17 protein-coding genes are annotated in these 18,321 nt (G+C 50.6%); 10 read left to right on the top strand and 7 right to left on the bottom strand.

The window, feature by feature from the left end:
- Nucleotides 1-49: 49 nt before the first annotated feature.
- Nucleotides 50-1,930, bottom strand: a complete 1,881-nt coding sequence (locus F463_RS0104020) for a potassium transporter Kup (RefSeq protein WP_018985768.1) — start codon at nt 1,928-1,930, stop codon at nt 50-52.
- A gap of 162 nt (nt 1,931-2,092) precedes the next feature.
- The gene (gene xseA / locus F463_RS0104015) at nt 2,093-3,313 is read right to left on the bottom strand and encodes an exodeoxyribonuclease VII large subunit (protein WP_018985767.1); all 1,221 of its coding nucleotides are present in this window, start codon (nt 3,311-3,313) and stop codon (nt 2,093-2,095) included.
- A gap of 221 nt (nt 3,314-3,534) precedes the next feature.
- On the opposite strand from xseA, the gene F463_RS0104010 reads away from it, so the two are divergent.
- On the top strand, nt 3,535-4,521 hold the full coding sequence (locus F463_RS0104010) for a transglycosylase SLT domain-containing protein (protein ID WP_088177808.1): 987 nt from the start codon (nt 3,535-3,537) through the stop codon (nt 4,519-4,521).
- Nucleotides 4,522-4,616: 95 nt separating this feature from the next.
- Entirely contained in the window at nt 4,617-5,120 is a 504-nt protein-coding gene (locus F463_RS0104005) for a disulfide bond formation protein B (RefSeq protein WP_018985765.1), read from the top strand.
- Between the two features lie 28 nt (nt 5,121-5,148).
- On the opposite strand, the gene F463_RS0104000 is transcribed toward F463_RS0104005, so the two are convergent.
- On the bottom strand, nt 5,149-6,135 hold the full coding sequence (locus tag F463_RS0104000) for a hypothetical protein (RefSeq protein WP_018985764.1): 987 nt from the start codon (nt 6,133-6,135) through the stop codon (nt 5,149-5,151).
- Between the two features lie 53 nt (nt 6,136-6,188).
- Complete coding sequence (locus tag F463_RS0103995) at nt 6,189-7,352, bottom strand: GGDEF domain-containing protein (RefSeq protein WP_018985763.1); 1,164 nt, start codon at nt 7,350-7,352, stop codon at nt 6,189-6,191.
- Between the two features lie 207 nt (nt 7,353-7,559).
- Here F463_RS0103995 and cysM point away from each other — a divergent pair, with 207 nt between their 5' ends.
- The 5 genes from cysM to F463_RS0103970 all read left to right on the top strand — a co-directional run bounded on the left by cysM (nt 7,560) and on the right by F463_RS0103970 (nt 11,923).
- Nucleotides 7,560-8,453, top strand: coding sequence for a cysteine synthase CysM (gene cysM / locus F463_RS0103990; protein WP_018985762.1), 894 nt, complete (start codon nt 7,560-7,562; stop codon nt 8,451-8,453).
- A complete protein-coding gene (locus tag F463_RS0103985) occupies nt 8,453-10,465 on the top strand; it encodes a translocation/assembly module TamB domain-containing protein (RefSeq protein WP_018985761.1) in 2,013 nt (670 codons plus the stop codon). The genes cysM and F463_RS0103985 overlap by 1 nt, the downstream gene beginning before the upstream one ends.
- Before the next feature lie 52 nt (nt 10,466-10,517).
- Nucleotides 10,518-10,784 carry a hypothetical protein gene (locus F463_RS0103980; RefSeq protein ID WP_425411188.1) on the top strand — a complete coding sequence of 89 codons (267 nt, stop codon included), beginning with the start codon at nt 10,518-10,520 and terminating at the stop codon, nt 10,782-10,784.
- Entirely contained in the window at nt 10,781-11,263 is a 483-nt protein-coding gene (locus F463_RS0103975; RefSeq protein ID WP_018985759.1) for a YdbL family probable chaperone protein, read from the top strand. The genes F463_RS0103980 and F463_RS0103975 overlap by 4 nt, the downstream gene beginning before the upstream one ends.
- 180 nt (nt 11,264-11,443) lie before the next feature.
- A complete protein-coding gene (locus tag F463_RS0103970) occupies nt 11,444-11,923 on the top strand; it encodes a hypothetical protein (protein ID WP_018985758.1) in 480 nt (159 codons plus the stop codon).
- A 339-nt stretch (nt 11,924-12,262) separates the two neighbouring features.
- Here the strand turns inward: F463_RS0103970 and F463_RS0103965 are convergent, their stop codons facing one another.
- Nucleotides 12,263-12,937 carry a hypothetical protein gene (locus tag F463_RS0103965; RefSeq protein ID WP_018985757.1) on the bottom strand — a complete coding sequence of 225 codons (675 nt, stop codon included), beginning with the start codon at nt 12,935-12,937 and terminating at the stop codon, nt 12,263-12,265.
- Between the two features lie 303 nt (nt 12,938-13,240).
- On the opposite strand from F463_RS0103965, the gene F463_RS0103960 reads away from it, so the two are divergent.
- Complete coding sequence (locus F463_RS0103960) at nt 13,241-14,011, top strand: 3'-5' exonuclease (protein WP_018985756.1); 771 nt, start codon at nt 13,241-13,243, stop codon at nt 14,009-14,011.
- A 107-nt stretch (nt 14,012-14,118) separates the two neighbouring features.
- Here F463_RS0103960 and F463_RS0103955 read toward each other — a convergent pair whose 3' ends face one another.
- Nucleotides 14,119-14,607 (bottom strand): hypothetical protein, encoded by a 489-nt coding sequence (locus F463_RS0103955; RefSeq protein ID WP_018985755.1) that lies wholly within the window; start codon nt 14,605-14,607, stop codon nt 14,119-14,121.
- A gap of 69 nt (nt 14,608-14,676) precedes the next feature.
- Between F463_RS0103955 and rlmD the strand changes: the two genes are divergently transcribed.
- Together rlmD and F463_RS0103945 are read left to right on the top strand one after the other, a co-directional pair.
- The gene (gene rlmD / locus F463_RS0103950) at nt 14,677-16,050 is read left to right on the top strand and encodes a 23S rRNA (uracil(1939)-C(5))-methyltransferase RlmD (protein ID WP_018985754.1); all 1,374 of its coding nucleotides are present in this window, start codon (nt 14,677-14,679) and stop codon (nt 16,048-16,050) included.
- A gap of 55 nt (nt 16,051-16,105) precedes the next feature.
- Entirely contained in the window at nt 16,106-17,506 is a 1,401-nt protein-coding gene (locus F463_RS0103945) for an ABC transporter substrate-binding protein (protein WP_051082041.1), read from the top strand.
- Nucleotides 17,507-17,541: 35 nt separating this feature from the next.
- Here the strand turns inward: F463_RS0103945 and F463_RS0103940 are convergent, their stop codons facing one another.
- Nucleotides 17,542-18,231 (bottom strand): VIT1/CCC1 transporter family protein, encoded by a 690-nt coding sequence (locus F463_RS0103940; RefSeq protein WP_018985752.1) that lies wholly within the window; start codon nt 18,229-18,231, stop codon nt 17,542-17,544.
- Between the last annotated feature and the right edge of the window lie 90 nt (nt 18,232-18,321).

The following is an 18,321-nucleotide window of genomic DNA, read 5'->3' as shown; positions in this document are numbered from 1 at the left end:
TTTCCTTTCTGCTCACTGGCTTGAGCTAAATCGCACCTATATTTTTGCATTAGATTTTGACCTGTGAACCCAGTTCCACCACCCGGTTGGGCGGCAGATTGAATTGGTTGGTAATGGTTTCCGCTGTGCGGAACAAGCCAATAAAAATCTTCTTGCGCCAGAAGGCCATGCCTGGTTTATCTGAGGCAATCAGGATTTCCTTGCCGATAAAGAAGGACGTATCCATGGTATCCAGGCTGAGGCCAAAGGATTCTGTGAGTGCCAGATCTCTGGGCAGGTCAGGTTCATCCATATAGCCATAACGTATGGTGACGCGATAAAAGCCATATGGCAACGCTTCCACTGATACACGCTCCTCCCGGCTGGTGTAGGGGTAGTCCTCAAAACGCACCGTCAGGATGATCATTTTTTCATGCAGTACTTTGTTATGCTTCAGATTGTGCAGCAAGGCATGCGGGACGCCATCCGGGTTTGGGGTCATGAAAACGCCGACGCCATTGACGCGGGCGGGGGGGTGCGCGCCTATCGCCTGAATAAAAGGGATGAGTTCCATGGATTCTGACTTGAGGGTGCCATACAGCAATCTGCGGCCCGTTTTCCAGGTGCGCATCAGCGTAAAAATAATCAGACCTATGAGTAAAGGCACCCAGCCACCGTCCGGAATCTTGAGGATGTTGGCAGAGAAGAAAGACAGGTCGATCACCAGGAAGATGCTAATCAGGCTGGCGGTTTTAAGTTTGCTCCAGCCCCACAAATGATGGAAAACGACGGCGGCGAGCAAGGTGGTGATCACCATATCGCCAGTCACGGCGATACCGTAAGCGGCCGCCAGATCACCAGAGCTGCCAAAAATGAGGACCAGGCCCATGACGGCAACCATCAGGCCCCAGTTCACACGGGGCATGTACACCTGGCCTTCGGTTTTTTCTGAAGTATGCGCCACGTGCATACGAGGAATAAAGCCCAATTGCAAAGCCTGGCGTGACACAGAAAATGCGCCAGTAATCACCGCTTGCGAGGCAATCACGGTCGCCAGTGTGGCCAGGATAATGAGGGGGAACAAAGCCCAGTCGGGTGCTAAATGGTAAAACGGGTTTTGAATCGCTTCAGGTTCGGCCAAGATCAACGCGCCCTGACCAAAATAATTGCAAATCAAGGCCGGGAGTACAAACAGGAACCAGGCCAGGCGGATCGGTTTTCGACCAAAATGGCCCATGTCGGCGTAGAGTGCCTCAGCTCCTGTGACCGCTAAAACAACTGCGCCCAGGGCAATAAAGGCAATCTTTGGTTGGGTATAAAAAAACAGGAAGGCGTAGGCGGGACTTAAGGCTTTGAGAATCTCCGGATGGTGGCTGATATTGATTGCACCCAAGATGCCCAGTACGGCAAACCAGGTCAACATAATCGGACCAAAGAATGCGCCGACAACGGCGGTCCCCTTGCTTTGCGCCCAGAACAAGACGAACAGCACGCAGAGTGTAATGGGGACGATCCAGCTATCCAGTTGTGGTGCGGCTACTTCCAGCCCTTCCACCGCGGATAAAACAGAAATGGCCGGGGTAATCATGCCGTCTGCGTAAAACATACAAGCACCGATAATGCCGAGCATCATGATGCGCTTGCGCTGTTCAGGGTCACCGCCCGCATAACGGCTGGCCAGTGATAGCAAAGCCATGATGCCGCCTTCGCCACGGTTGTCTGCGCGCATGATAAATGCAACATATTTAAAGGAGACTATCAGTAGCAAAGCCCAGGTGATCAGGGACAAAATGCCATAGACATTGTCTTGTGTCAGTAACAGTGGGTGATGGCCCACAGCAAACACTTCCTTCATCGTATACAAGGGGCTGGTGCCAATATCCCCGAAAACAACACCAAGCGCGGCGAGGGCCATGGTATGGAGCGCCGCCTGATTTTTTGTATGGTCCATTGTGTGAACAGCTGAAGACAAACGATTATTATCGGTCAATTTTAAAGCTTCACCAAAAACTTTGACAGAAATAACAGGTTTTGACAGAAATACTCCACCTTGAACATGTCTTTATGGGAGATATGCGACAAGTCTGTGCATCGCAAAACAATTTCTGGAGGGTTATTTCTTGCTGATAGGAGATTGGGTCACTACGACTGCGGCCTGCCCATGGTGCAATGTCAATTGTAAGTTTTCGCCAGCGGTCAATTGAGTAGCATCAGTCACGGCATGGCCGTTTTGTTGTTGTACGATGGCGTAACCGCGTGCCAGCACCTGGTGAGGATTCAGTTGTTGCAGGCTGGTGGCGCAGTGCTCTAGTTTGCGACGGTGCGTTTGCAGATATCGCTGCATAGACAATTGCAGGCGATGCTGCCATTGCTGTAGCGCCTGTTTTTGCTGTTGCAACTGTTGGGCAGGCGACACCAGGCGGCGCGACAGATAATCCAGTGTTTGCGCATGCTGTCGTAACAGCGATTGCATGGCGCGCATCAGGCGTAATCGGGATTGTTCCACTTGCTGGCGTAGTTGTGATTGGTCAGGGCAGGCCAGTTCAGCCGCCGCCGTCGGTGTGGCTGCACGCAAGTCTGCCACAAAGTCTGCAATGGTGAAGTCAGTTTCGTGACCCACGCCGCTAATGGTTGGCAGGCGGCAGGCAGCGATCGCTTGCGCAACAACTTCTTCATTAAATGACCACAAATCTTCAATACTGCCCCCACCACGGCAAATCAGCAGCGTATCGACTTCCAGCCGCTGGTCAGCCAAGTGTATTGCTTGTGCAATCAGTTCGGCCGAGCCTTTGCCCTGGACGGGCGTTGGGTAAATGATGACTTTCATACCGGGGTAGCGGCGGCGTATGGCCGTCAATACATCGCGCAAGGCAGCCGCATCGGGTGAAGTCACTACGCCTATGCGTTGTGGATTGGCGGGGATGTTTTTTTTTCGCGATACATCAAACAGGCCTTGCGCTTGCAGGCGTTGTTTCAGTTGCTCAAACGCTTCGTACAAGCTGCCCAGGCCAGCCGGTTGCAGAAACTCTATGGCGAGTTGAAAGTCGCCACGTGCTTCATACAGCGTCACCGTTGCCCGCGCTTCAATCCGGTCACCTTCCCGAGGTGTCGCGCCTACCAGGCTGTTACGGCCCTTAAACATCACGCAGCGAACCTGTGCCCGCTCGTCCTTGAGTGAAAAATACCAGTGGCCACTGGCCGCACGCGTGAAATTGGAGATTTCACCACTGATCCAGAACAGAGGGAAGCTGGTTTCCAGCAGCTCTTTCGTCAGCCGCATCAGGTCGCTGACACTCAAGATTTGTTTTGGGGACGTCGATAACAAGCTAGTCATAGCCATGCATTATCCAACAGCGTAAGCCTGTTTGGCTATGTTTTTGAGGTACATCACAGGCAGCTATCTTTTAAAACAATGAGATATGATGGATTTTTACGTTTCTGAACATTTTTACTTGTTATAAGGGCACTTTAGCGGTGCCTGTGAGTCCTTCAATAAAAGGGATAAATATATCTATTACCATGCCTAATAGGCGCAATGCTTTTATGGTGACATTCATGCCATTACAAAAACATCTGTCTGCTATGCCCGGCGTTTTCTTGTGCTTGTGGTGCATCGTACTCGCATCAAACCTGGCACATGCTGAAAACGAGGTCGCCGAGCCACCCCTGGCTGAGGTTGAAGTCCAGAGTGCGCCTGTTCCTGAGAGCACAGAACCGGTTGTACATTACAGCCGTAAGCAATCATCAATCCGCAATGATGCCTATAAACAGTTCATCAAACTGCAGGTCAGTCTGGCGGCTGGTACCAAAAATGCACTTGGGTTTAATAGCTATGAGCAAGCGCATGCGCATTATTGTGCGCTCGCAGGCGAGTCTCATGATCCTGACGCACAATTTGCCATGGGCTGGTTTTACAGCATGGGCAAAGGTGTAGAGGTAAATCATGATATTGCGGCCCGTTTTTTCAGCCTGGCTGCGATACAAGGGCACCGAGATGCCATGGAATGGCTGGATAAGGAACCTGGTAGTCCCGAATTAGCAAAGCTGCCTGCCTGTATGCAAAAACAGGAACATTCTGTTTCCCAGGTATTGTTCCGCAAGCGTGGTCAGGTGTACCAACTCGTGAAGAAGCATGCGCCGGTTTATGGGGTGGACGTTGATTTTGCCATGGCCGTGATCGCGGTGGAGTCAGGCTTTAATGTTAAAGCCACCTCTCGCAAGAAGGCACAGGGATTGATGCAGTTAATGCCTGAGACGCAAGCCCGGTTTCATGTCAAAGATGCTTATGACCCCGAGCAAAACATCAAAGGTGGGTTGTCATACTTGCGCTGGTTGATTGCTTATTTCAAAGGCGATGTCGAGCTGGTGGCCGCCGCCTATAACGCGGGCGAAAATGCGGTCCTCAAGTATCGCGGTATCCCACCTTACCCGGAAACCCATGATTATGTGAAACGGATTGCTCGTTATTACAAGAAAAAACATCATGAAGTGAAACAGAAGTCTGCCATGCAGCAGGCAGATATCACACCAGCTTCTTCATAAGCATGCTTTAAATCAGGGAACGTTAGTCGCTCTGGCAGCATCATATGCGCGTTATCTATTACAATCAGTGCTTCTTAAACGTGCAGGAGGGTGCAATGTGTCAGTGGTTTAAAGGTCGTGGTGGCTATTTGCTGGGATTTCTGGCCAGTTTCGGTATTGTCGCACTGGCTTTATTCATACAGGTACAAAACCAGCTGGAACCTTGTCCTCTATGTATCTCGCAGCGTATTATTTTCATGAGCCTAGGTGTGGTTTTCTTGCTGCACGCGTTCGTTTCTCCTAAGTCATGGCTGCATGCCGGATTGGCGCTGGTAGAAGTATTCACGGCGTTGGGCGGTGCTGGCGTGGCCATTCGCCATTGGTGGTTACAGGCACATAAAGAAGACATCATTGCCGATTGTGGCGTCGGGTTTGATTATATGTTTGAAAACTTCCCGCTTAAAAAAGCATTGACACTGGTGTTTCGCGGCACAGGTGACTGCGCTGCCATAGACTGGACTTTCCTCGGGCTGACCTTGCCGCAACTCGGTTTGATCAGTTTTACGCTGTTTGGCTTGTATGCCATCTTCCTATTCCGCGCACGGCGTTGCAGTCGCTAACTCATGAGCCATGTGCAGCTGGTTTCAGTTAGTCGCGCATGGCAGATTGTTTTGTAATGGCGTCATGCCACTCTTGAAATTGCGTTTCGCATAGTTGTTCTGCTTGTTGCGACAATGTTTCTTTGGGCGTATGAGCTGCGCGCAATTTCGCTGTCTCACGTTTCAGGCAGCCCATGTATTTGGCCTTGGCATAAATCTCTTCAGTTTGCATGCTGGCGATGGCCTGGTCCGCCTGGTTGAGAGATTCGCATAACGGAGCGGATTGCGCGTGTGCACTCCATGCCATGTTGGAGTTTTTCTGCATGTGAATGACCTTGGCAATATCCTGCCCTCGCTTGTGAATCCAATTTTCCAGAATCTCGTTACCACAGGTTTCACTTTGGCAGCGCATGACGCTTTTGAGTAGCCAGGCGGCCTGCTTGGTCATGCGATCTTCTGAAATGCCACAGTTATGAATCACATCATGTGAACGCGAAAAATACAGTTTGTAATTGGCGCGCCAGCTAGGGTAGCTGGCGCAAGCGACCTTGCGCAAAGGGTTTGTGGCTGCGCAGTTGTCTGGTTGTAATGTTTGCAGGCGCTCAAGGGCGTGATTGCCTGCACGGCGGCAAGCCAGGGAAATGGCTTGTCCATAAGCCTGAGTCACGCCCCAGAAAGAAAGCCGTGACTGCGCAAACTCAGGATGATGAACCAGTGACTGGTCGTTCTTCCAATCCAAGAGTTCAACTGTCTGGATAGACTTATGAAACACGGATTCACGTTCGACTTCCATTGAGAACTCGCTGCAGGAGGCTTGTACAAAACGCGTGGTTACAGTGTCGTCATGATCGTCGGCGCGTAATTTGAAGAAAATCATGTCGTCGAGTTGACCTATTTGCAAGGAGTCTAGGTCGACAGAGATCGTCAGAAATTTTTCGCGCCCTGGTACGGTTTGCCATTGTTCGGCATACAGGGCAGGACCAAAAATGCATGGCAGGCAGGTGAAAACAAAGACAACAACAGCACTTCTAAACATTATTACTACAACAAAAATAAAAAAGTCACAGCAAGGTACCGAATTGTAGATGTTTAGTCCAGAGTTCCAGCGTACACATTGTTACGCCCAGCCTGTTTGGCTTGATACAATGCCTGGTCTGCGCGTTGCAGAAGTTGCGAGAGGGTGTCACCTGCATGCAACACGGCAACGCCGGCACTGATGCTAATGCTGCCCACGCCTGGAATATGCATGGCGTTGATCTGATGACGCACCTTTTCTGCCAGTTGTGTCGCCTGTTTGAGGGTGGTGCGGGGAGCATAAATGATCAGTTCATCGCCGCCCCAACGGACGGTAATATCTGAAATTCGGCTATTTTTCTTGATGCAGGTCGCCACGGATTGGATCACTACATCACCCAATACATGGCCATGCGTGTCATTGATCTTTTTAAAGTGGTCGATGTCTATCAAAATAAGTGCGTCAGTAATTTTTCTGCGGTTAGTGACAGGCGTATGTTCGGCAAACACGGTTTCAAAGTGGTGGCGATTACTGAGGCCAGTCAAGTGATCAGTGCTGGAGAGTTTTTTCAGATTCTCTTTTTCAAACTCCAATGCTGTATTGGCCACGGCCAGTTGGTCGGTCCGCTGTTTTACCAACGCTTCTAGATCAACATTGAGCGCTTTTAAATGGTTGGTTTGCGATTCACGCAAGCATTCATAATTGCGGATAATGAAAAACTGTGCCAGCAGGTAAAAGCCCAGGCTCAGGATATCCAGGTTGTTATACTCGGAAGGGAATATTTGAATCATGTGGTTTCCGGCGACCAATGCCAGCAGGATAGCTAACATGTAGTAACCAGTCACGCGGCCTTTGAGGTAAAAAGCAGCCGCTAAAATCAACAGTAACAAGGCGCTACGTGAGTGACTGTCCGTTGCGAGGAAAAACACCGTCAAGAATTGGACAAAGCATAACCACAAGGCAATGCTGGAAATGAGTTCTATGTTTTTTTTATAGCGGTGCAATATCCACAGCAATGCAAAAGCGATACAACCAAACACGAGGTCTATGGCGCCGAGGAATGGTTGCTGGTTCCAGCGGAAGAAACCCATGGTGATCGAGACGATGCCGGCAAAGGTGAATACATTGTTGAGGAAAATGACTTTATAACGGACGTTGTCGGCCTCTGCGAGCTCTGGAAAGAGTCTGAGCGGACGCACCATGACGACAAGCAGTTTGCCAATCCATTTTTTCAACATCCGGTTTCCTCGGTAATTATTATTTTTGTGATGGGGGTAGTTTATGTAAAATTGGTACTTCACCAGCTAACTCACGAACAACACTGGAATTTTACATATATTAAGCGGCTGCGTGTATGACTTTTAATCAATTCATTCGGTGTATTCTCAGAATATTTTGGGTACAAGGCCTGGCTCTGTGCGAAAACAACAAACATCAAAACTGTTATGAAACCATTTAAAACTTTGGATGACTTTGTCGGCAATACGCCACTGGTCGCTTTGCAACGCCTGAATCCTAATCCCAGCAATACCATATTGCTCAAGCTGGAAGGTAACAATCCGGCGGGATCAGTCAAGGATAGACCAGCCTACAGCATGATCCTGCGCGCCGAACAGCGGGGGCAGATCAAGCCTGGTGACACCCTGATTGAGGCAACCAGTGGTAATACCGGCATTGCACTAGCCATGGTGGCGGCTATGCGCGGCTATAAAATGGTCCTGGTCATGCCGGAAAACCAGTCCGTTGAGCGCAGGCAAAGTATGAGAGCTTATGGGGCAGAACTGGTGCTCACACCCAAAGACGGCAGTATGGAGTTGGCGCGGGATGTTGCACTCAAGTTGCAGGCTGAAGGTGAAGGCATCGTGCTGGACCAGTTTGGTAATTCGGACAATCCACTGGCGCACTATGAAGGGACCGGACCTGAAATCTGGCGTGATACTGAAGGTAAGGTCACGCATTTTGTTTCCAGTATGGGTACAACGGGTACGATTATGGGGACCTCACGTTTTCTCAAGGAACAAAATCCGCAAATCCAGATTATTGGCGTACAGCCGGAAGAGGGCGCGCAGATTCCTGGTATCCGTAAATGGCCAGAGGAGTATCTGCCAACCATCTATGATCCCAAGCGTGTAGACGAATTACGTTATGTCAGCCAAAAACATGCCGAGGACACCACGCGCAAGCTGGCAGCGAAGGAAGGTATTTTTGCCGGCATCTCTAGTGGCGGTGCTTTATACACGGCGCTGCAACTGTCCAAAGAAGTGAATAATGCCGTGATTGTGAGCATCGTTTGCGACCGTGGTGATCGTTACTTGTCTACCGGAGTGTTTCCAGGCTGATGCGCATCTGGCCGCTGATGTTGCTGGTCTGGTCATTGCCACTCAGTGCGATGACCGAGATCAGCCTGAGTGCAGACAGTATTTCCAGTGACATCTTCCAGCTTGATAAGCCACATGCTGTCGTCAATTTGAATGTGAAGCATGTACAGGTGCATGCAGACCGTTTGCAGTTCGGAGATGCCAGCAGCCCTGCCAGCGAACATACCCCCAGTATAGACAAACCCACTATACGGCTTGATCTAGGCGCGCGTCCGACCCTGCTGGTGACCTCTGACCAGTTGCAAATGCAACCTTACCAAGTGCGCCAACCCAGAGTGTTTCTTGACTTGCGGCCGCAAACCGGCCAGCCGGTGTTGGCTTTTTATGCTGAGGTAAAAGCGCTACAGGATGAAGTGTGGGGCACCTTTCACCTGAACTGCCAGGTCCCTGGGCAGCCAACTGTCCAAACCTGGCGATGCGAAGACGGTCTCTATCAGGATGCGCGTTCACACGTGCCGTTTAATGTGCTGGTCACGCCCACCTGGAAGGATCAGGATAAGCAAGGCCTTGCAACCAGGGGTGTTGATCTTGAACTGTCAGTTCGGGAGGCAAAGTTCAGTGATGCGGCCGGCTTGCATGCTGGGGAAAAGTTGACAGGCAAGGTCAATATTTCTGCGCATGAGCAGGCAGGTGGCTGGCGCTGGCAAGGGGTGTTCCAGTGGCAACAGGGCGAGTTGTTCTGGCAACCGTTTTATTTTGCCGACGGCAACAAACGGTTTGAAATCCGCGGTTTCTACCGCCAGCCCTATGTTGATATCGAACAATCTACGCTCGAACTGCAAGGTGTCGGTACCTTGCAGAGCCAGAGCCGCCTCAACCTTGTCAGCAAAGAGTTCGAGTTTTTAAAAGTCGCAGCGCATGATGTGGATTTCAATGGTGTGTACCAGGCTTTTATCCAGCCTTTGATTCCCAACTCGGCCTTTGGACATTTAAAAGTTTCTGGCAAAGCAGACTGGTCGTTTGAAGCCAGAGGTTTGCAGCCGCTTAAATTTCATCTCAATATTACTGATGCCAGCGTAGAAGAGCAGGCCGGCAAGTTTGGTTTTGCGCATTTTAATGCGGATATTCCCTGGGACTATGATCATCCCCGGCAAATTACCGTGGGTTACCGTTCCGGGCATGTTCTGAAAGTCCCTCTTGGTGAAACCCGCTGGCAAGCCGAAGTGAACCGTTATTCGATCACTTCCCCCAGTATGCGGCTACCGATTCTGGATGGTGCGTTGGATTTTCAGGATATTTCAGCCGCTTGGATCAATCAAAGTATGGTCTGGCACGTAAAAATGGCGATGCAGCCTATCAGCATGTCCAGCTTTAGCCAGGCGGTGGGCTGGCCGACCATGCGAGGGCAGATCACCGGGAGCATCCCGTTGGTGACTTATGCCAACCGCGAGTTGCGTATGGATGGGGAGATGCAGTTCAGGTTATTTAATGGCATGGTGGGAATGTCTGGCCTGGACATTGATGATCCTTTGGGTGCGGTGCCCAGGTTACATGCCAATTTCACTATGCGTGAGATCGACCTTGGCGAAATCACGCGCACGTTTAATTTTGGCTCAATCACGGGCAAACTGGAAGGCGATATCAAGGACTTGCGCCTGCAAAACTGGAAACCAGTTTATATGAATGCGTTTGTCCGTACTGCAGACGGGCCGTTTGAGAAAAAAATCTCGCAGCGTGCGGTCGAAAACATTACTGCCCTGGGCGGTGAAGGCACAGCAGCTGCCTTGCAACGTACATTCCTGCGTTTTTTTAAACAATTCGGCTATGAAAAAATCGGCCTGAGTTGTGAGTTGCGCGGGGACATTTGCAAAATGGGAGGGGTTGACCAGTTGCCAGAAGGATTCGTGATTGTCAAAGGCAAAGGTGCGCCCTCAGTGAACGTGAATGGTTATACGCAATACGTTAGCTGGAAAGATGTATTGGCACGCATGCAACGCGTGACAGATAGCAATAGTAAAGTCATCATTGATTAAGCTTTGATCAAGCAGCATCGTTTGCTGCAAAGGAGTGTTAGTGGAGCGGATTGTGATAAATAGACATGTATCCCTGCAATGGCTGCGCACAGGCAGCCTGTTATTGGCAACAGCAGGCTTGAGCGCCTGCGTCACCATTAATATTTACTTTCCGGCCGCTGCGGCAGAAAAAGCTGCAAATAAAGTCATTGACGAAATCTGGCAGACACCTGCCGGGCAACCTCCCTCCTCGACGTCGCCTGCAGTCCCACCCGCTAACCCGGTGATGCCATCCGCAACACCGGTGACCCCTTCAGTGAATCTGGAGCCTGCCCCATGATGCCCTTGAAATCATTTCGCACAAGTTTACTTTCATTGCAACTATTTTTGTGTCATGGCGCTCACATCTTAAAGCAGGGACTGCTGGGCATTAGCTTAAGCCTGCTGTTTGCGGTTAGCGCTCAAGCTGCGGCTGACCTGGACGTGAATACGCCGGCGGTTGCCGCAGTGAAAGCCAGTATGCAAAACCGTCATCTGCAGTTGTTGCCACATTATCAGTCCGGGGCAGTGGGTTTGACTGCAGAAGGGTTTGTGGCAGTCAAAGATGCCGGTTTGGTGCCATTGTCCCAACGTAGTGCGTTAGCGGCACTGGTCAAAGAAGAAAACATGGACCGTGTTGAGCTTTACCACGGCATTGCTGCCGCAAATGGTCACCCGGAATGGGAAGGTGAAATACAGCGCACGTTTGCCCTGCGCTGGATAGATAAGGCGCAATCAGGCTGGTTTGTGCAGCGCGATGGGCAATGGACACGCAAATAGGCAGGCAAAACAAGGGCTTGGCAGCAACTGCTTAAATGAACACATAAATATTCCGACAAGGGCGCAGCGACGAGTGCTCGCGGCAATTCAATAAACAGTGCAATAAAAGCCTGTCATTTAAGTTTCAGGCATGTTCATTGCATACAGTTTAAGTGCATGTCCCGATGAAAGGAGTCTGTTGTGCCAACTAATCTTTTCGTTCTCCCTAGACTGGGTGAAAGCATTCATCAACAGGATTTAGGGATTTACTATATCCTCAACCACCATACTGGTCGTGTACGTTCTTTGATACAACTGGTTCGTGAAAACGTACATTGGTATCTCATGCAATTGCAACCGATTGCTGATGGTCTGGATTACCGCTGGTCGGTATTGTCGCGTGAAGAGGACTGCGCGCTCAAATCAGCCACTGACAAACAAATCGCTCATTATTTTTCAAAGCCGGAATATGCTGAACCGTACGGTGCCTGGCAAGTGATGCGGAATGCCAATTTCGGCTTTGCCAAGTTCACACCTATGGAGTCCCCGAATGAGGTCAGTTATGCGATTCTGACATTTGATGGGGAAGAAATGCAGACACCGATCCGGTTGCATAAAGCACCTGCAGAATGGCTGGATGAAGACTCTGAAACAGATATTCTGCAATTGGAATTTGCTTAGTTTTTATTAGGGCCTGTTAACGCTATTTTAGTTGCCGCTGCTGGAGAGCATTTACTCGTTACGCAAGGCGGAAAGAGTCGCAGGAATAGATTTGGCGTAGCTGGCGACATAAGTGATAGACAACATAGCGAAGCGAATCAATGACTCCAGCCCGCTGGGTTGGCTCTGTCATCAGCGCTCTCCGCGTTGTTCGGCGCTTGTTGGGAATCACCAAACTGCGCTTCTCACGCCTTGATAGCACTGATGACAGAGGCAACATCGACAATTGAAATAGCGTTAACAGGCCCTAAAGTAGCAGCTGCCACGTAACGTGATAGCTGCTCTCTTGACTTAACTTCGTTAAGCGGTTGTGCTCACAACATTGCCCGCCGTGCCACGATGCTGCATACCTGTGGACAAAGCTTGCAGAAAACCACTCAGGCTTGTGCTGCCGCCGTTACCACCCAGCGCACTAACGAGTGATTGGAAGCTGCTTTCCAAGTTACTGGTGTTGCTCTCCAAAGAAGTATCTGACGTCGTACTGTCACTGCTAGTTAAAGATGAAATAAGGCTTTGTAGTTTGGCTTCCATACCATGTCCGCCATAAGGTTGGGGCGGTGGCATGCCTTGTGTGGTGCTTGATTCTAACGTACTAGATTCGTCAGTACTGTCTTCACTGTTGGTGGTCTCTGTTGTCCCTTGCGACTGCAAGGCACTAATGAGGTTTTGCAAGAAACTATTTAAGGCACTGGCGGCATCTGTGTTGCCATCGTTATTATCTGTCGTTTCGTTACCGTCTGTGCTGGTGGGACTACTGGTGCTATTTGTGCCCCATTGCCCGAAAATGGATTCCAAACCGCCTTCGATGCCAGCGCTTTTAAGTGCGGAATCAATGGCTCCTAGCAAACCACCGCCATCCTTGCCATGACCTTCGCCGTCAGGTGGTGGCGGTGGAGGTTGCATGCCATTGCGCTGGCCTACCTGTGACAATGATTGAATATTGTTATTACTACTGATTGAACTGATTGATGTCATGATGAGTGCTCCGTAAAGTTTTTAAATGTTCAGGGCTGCTGCGATTGCACCCTGGCAATACAACGTGTTGACTGAACATCCCTTAGCTTAAGACGGGATGACCTTTTTTTAAGGCATGAAAAAACACAAAAAACCTTTATAAATCAGTATCTTAAATGTATATTTTGATACAAATGTCTGTGAATTGTATCCGTTGATACAAAGCGTGTTCTTTTTATACAAAATCATCACACAAACTGCGTATCTGGTATAAGTTGTGGGGCTGTGTTATTTTAAAAAACCATTTTTTATACAGGTTTGACCATGCTAAGTTTGGTGTTTGATATTGAAACGATTCCGGATGTGGACGGCATTCGCCAGTTGCATGATCTTCCTGCCAGCCTAAGCGATACGGATGTCGCGAATATCGCTTTTCACCAGCGCCGTCAGCACAATAGCACTGATTTCCTGCCACACCATTTGCAGCGGATATGCGCAATTTCTTGCGCCTTGCGCGAGGGTAACCAGTTCCGCGTGTGGACGCTCGGTGATGAGCAATCGAGTGAGGCCGAGATTATCCAGCGCTTTTTTGATGGCATTGAAAAATACACACCTAACTTGGTGAGCTGGAACGGCGGCGGCTTTGATCTGCCTGTGTTGCACTACCGCGCCATGGTGCATGGGATTGCTGCACCACGCTACTGGGATTTAGGTGAGGACGACAAAGACTTCAAATGGAACAACTACATCAGCCGCTACCATATGCGTCATCTGGATTTGATGGATGTGCTGGCCATGTACAGTGGCCGTGCCAATGCGCAGCTCGATGAAATAGCCCAGCTATGCGGGTTTCCTGGAAAACTTGGTATGGATGGCAGCAAGGTATGGCAAGCCTATTTGGATGGTGAAATCAAGGCAATACGCGATTATTGTGAAACCGATGTCGCCAACACGCATCTGGTGTATCTACGTTTTTTGAAAATGCGAGGTCACTTGAATGAAGCCAGTTATGCGTCAGAAATTCAGTTGGTACGAGAGACTTTGACTGGCTACAGTGGCGAGCACTGGCAGCAATTTATGGCCGCCTGGTCTTGAAATCAACAATTCGTAGGATTGACCGCCGATAAATGCAAATATACGCCGATAAAAACTGAGTTTTTATTGATCGGCTTTAATCCGCGTTTATCGGCGGTAAAATTTTTTTAAGGTGTTTCAGTGGCAGAGGCTTCAGGTGCTGCTGCATCTTCTACCCCAGGCTCTACGGTGTCTTCATCAATCTTGTTTCTCCAGTTGAGGATCACGCGGTGATGCTTTTTCGCGTCATGCGCAAAACGATAACGCTGCTCACTGCCCAGGTAGCTGGCTGTCACCTGATATTTGCCACTGGGTAAATTCAATAAGAGTCTTGGTGCAGCATGCTCCAGTGCAAAAACGGGTTGGTTTTTGCTGTCACTGATGCTGATATTGATGTCATCAATCACGCGGCCTACTTTGCCTTCTGAAAACAAAAAATAAAGGTTAAATTGTTTTTTAAAGGATTCCATGGCCTCAACCTCTTCCGAGCCTATGCCCCCGGTCACGTAGTCCACCCCATGTGCATCTCGCTGGATGGTAATTTCATCGGCAACGCTGGTGGTAGATGAAAAAATTGCCAGCATCAGTGTGGTGGTCAAGGTCCATTGTTTAAGCATCACATTCTCCTTATTTTTGATTAGGGTTCTTGAGGGATTGTATGCCCAAATCAGGTAAAATAACAGGTTATGAGAAACAACCGTCAAAGATCCTCCAACCTGTCGCCAGCCGCCAAGGCGGCGCAGATTCCAAGAACCGCCAACATTGAATCCCTGGACCAGGAAGGTCGTGGAGTCGCCCATGTTGATGGCAAAGTCATTTTCATTGAGGGCGCATTGCCTTTTGAAGAAGTCAGGTTTGTCTCACATCACGTCAAGGCAACCTATGAGCTTGCCACCACGGTAGAAGTGGTCAAAGCCTCCAGCCAGCGTGTGACACCAGGCTGTGCCTATTTTGGCACCTGTGGTGGCTGTGCCATGCAGCATTTGGAGTTTTCGGCCCAGGTTGCCGCCAAGCAGCGCATGCTAGAAAATGATTTCTGGCATATCGGCCGAGTACGTCCGGAAAAAATCCTGCCACCGATACAAGGTACACCCTGGCATTACCGCCATAAAGCGCGACTTCGCGTGAGGTATGTCGAGAAAAAAGGTGGCGTACTGGTCGGGTTTAATGAAAAAGGCAGCAGTTTTGTGACCTTTATGGATAGCTGTGAAGTGTTGACGCAGCCGGTCTCTGACCTCATCCTGCCATTGAAGCAACTCATCGGGCAATTATCCATCAAGCAATCCCTGCCTCAGATTGAGCTGGCCGTGGGAGAAGATGCCACGGTGTTGGTTTTCCGCATTCTGGAGGCGCTCAGCGAGGCTGATGTTGCCTTGATGAAAACGTTTGAAGACACGTATGGCGCCCAGGTGTGGACGCAAACCAAGGGCCCGGATACAGTTAAACCGTTGTTCGAGCATGGCGACAAGTTACATTACAGCCTGCCGGAATACAATCTTGAGTATCCGTTTAGTCCGACAGAGTTTACCCAAGTGAACCCAGCCATTAACCGGGTCATGATCCGCCGTGCCATGCAGTTGTTGCAGCCGCAAGCAGGTGAACGCATCGCCGATTTTTTCTGTGGCCTGGGCAACTTTACGCTGCCGATTGCGCGCAGTGGTGCCAGCGTCTACGGGGTTGAAGGGTCGCAGGCACTGGTGAAACGCGCGATAGAGAATGCCGGTTTAAATGGCATTGAAAATGTCGAGTTTGCTGAATCTGACCTGTTTGATATGACAGCTGAGTCATTGCAGTCATTGGGTGCTTTTGACAAATGGCTGGTGGACCCACCCCGCGATGGCGCCATTGAACTGATCAAAGCCTTGCCTGATGCAGGCGATACTGTGGCCAGCCATGCGCCCTGGCGGATTGTGTATGTCTCATGTAACCCGTCTACGCTGTCACGCGATGCTGCTATCCTGACGCAGGTGAAAGGGTATCGTTTGCTAGCGGCTGGTGTCATGAATATGTTCCCGCACACGGCCCATGTAGAATCGATTGCGATTTTCGAGAAGGCATAACGTGGTAACCAATCTATTGCGCCGCTGGTTGCCGTGGCTGTTGTTGATATGCGCAATGGCGGGATGCCAGCCAGACGGATCGTCACGTTCGCTGATTTTTGCTGTCGCGCAAGCCCCGGTGAATCTGGATCCGCGCTTTGCCACCGATGCGGCTTCAGAGCGGATTAACCGGCTCATTTACCAGCGGTTGGTGGAGTTCGACGCGAGTTCGCATGAGGTGCCAGGGTTGGCGACATGGCAAATGCTGGATGCCCTGCATTACCGTTTTCAGCTTACCCAGTCAGCCGTGTTTCATGACGGCAAATCCCTAACCGCAGCCGATGTAAAGGCGACTTATGAGAGCCTGCTGCAATTAAAAAACTCCCCACATACCGCTGAATTCAGGCATATCGAACACATCTCCACCCCTGATGCAAAAACCATAGACTTTGCCCTCAGCCATCCTGACCCGCATTTTGCGGCGCGCCTGATGGTGGGTATCTTGCCTGCCCATTTGATTGCGAACGGACATGACTTCGGGCATCAGCCTGTTGGCAGTGGTCCGTTCAAGCTGGATCATTGGCAGGCTGAGTTACAGCTCAAACGCCTCAGTGATGGGCTGACAGTCCGTTTTGAAGAGGTCAAAGACCCCAACGTTCGCGTACTCAAGCTAAAACGTGGGGAGGCCGATTTAATTCAGGGCGACTTGCCACCCGAGCTGGTGAAGTATTTGCAAAAACAGTCCAATGTGACTGTCAACACCGGGATAGGCGCAAACTATTCCTATCTGGGCCTGAATGTGCAAGCCGACTTTTTACGCGATGTCCGTGTCAGGCGCGCCATTGCACACGCCATTGATACGCGGGCGATTATCGACAAGGTCATGGTCAGCCATAGCCGACAGGCGAATGCCATTTTGCCGCCTGAGCATTATGCCGGCAATGCGGCCTTGGAGCCTTATGCTTACCAGCCAGCCTTAGCCAGGCAGTTGCTGCAGTCCGCTGGGGTCAAGCTGCCTTTGACGCTGATTTATAAAACCAGTACCGATCCGCAGCGAGTGCGCCTGGCGACTATTTTGCAGGCGCAAATGCAAGAGGCGGGCATAGACCTGCAAATCAAAAGCCTGGACTGGGGGACTTTTTTTGCAGATGTGCAAAAAGGCAATTTCCAAATATATGGCCTGACCTGGGTAGGCATTAAAACGCCTGAAATTTACAGCAAGGTCTTTGCTTCCAGCAGCTTGCCACCACAGGGATTCAACCGTGGCCGCTACCAGGATCCAGTGCTGGACCAATTGCTGAGAAAAGAAGACTGGCCAGCGGTGACCAGCCGCCTGCACAGTGAATTGCCAGTGATCCCGTTGTGGTATGAAGGCCAGTTTGCGGCTTACCGCAATACGATTGTCAGTTACCGGCCCATGCCGGATGGTAATTGGGATGGGCTGACGAAGGTGGTGTTTAACCCAGCTGCAAACTAAGCCCCCTATCTGGTGAGAGGCTGGTAGCAGATAGACTAGGGGGTCACGCCAAACCAGCGGCCGATCAGTGCCGTGGCTGCCAAGGCAAGGGCGCCCCAGAACACCACGCGGCTAACACTTTTCCATACCCTGGCACCGCCGGTGCGGGCAGAGACCATGCCTAATAATCCCAAAAAAGGCAATGTGCTCAGCGTAAGCCAGGTTTGTGCCTGGCTATGCGGTGCCAGCCAGGCGGTCATGAGCGGCAACAGCGCGCCACTGCTAAAGGCGAGTGCAGAGGCCAGCGCTGCCTGGAATGGCTGGGCTTGATTGTTGTCATGCAAGCCCAGTTCGTCACGCGCATGTGCAGCCAGTGAATCATGTTGCGACAATGCCTGCGCCACTTGCCTGGCCAGATCGGGGGATAAACCGCGCTGGATATAAATGCCAGTCAGTTCACGCAGTTCACTTTCAGGGTTTTCCTTCAGTTCTGCGGCCTCACGTGCGAGGTCTGCTTGTTCTATGTCTGTTTGTGAACTGACCGAGACATATTCGCCTGCCGCCATCGAGAGGGCCCCTGCCACCAACCCTGCGATGCCAGTCATCAATAAGGTTTCATGATTTGTCCCTGCGGCAGCCACACCCATCAGCAGGCTGGCGGTAGAAATAATGCCATCGTTGGCGCCTAACACGGTGGCACGCAACCAGCCGCTGCGTTGTAAAAAGTGTAATTCTTGATGTGCCATGCTGCGCCCTGATTCAAGTGATGAGAGTCGGTGATGATTTTAATGGAATTTATGTGCGCAGCGCTTGGGTTGCATCAAATCACATGCGAC

This window comes from Methylophilus methylotrophus DSM 46235 = ATCC 53528, assembly GCF_000378225.1.
Lineage (GTDB): Bacteria > Pseudomonadota > Gammaproteobacteria > Burkholderiales > Methylophilaceae > Methylophilus > Methylophilus methylotrophus.
Note: the sequence above shows the minus strand (reverse complement) of the source record. Positions and strands in the feature narration are given on the sequence as shown.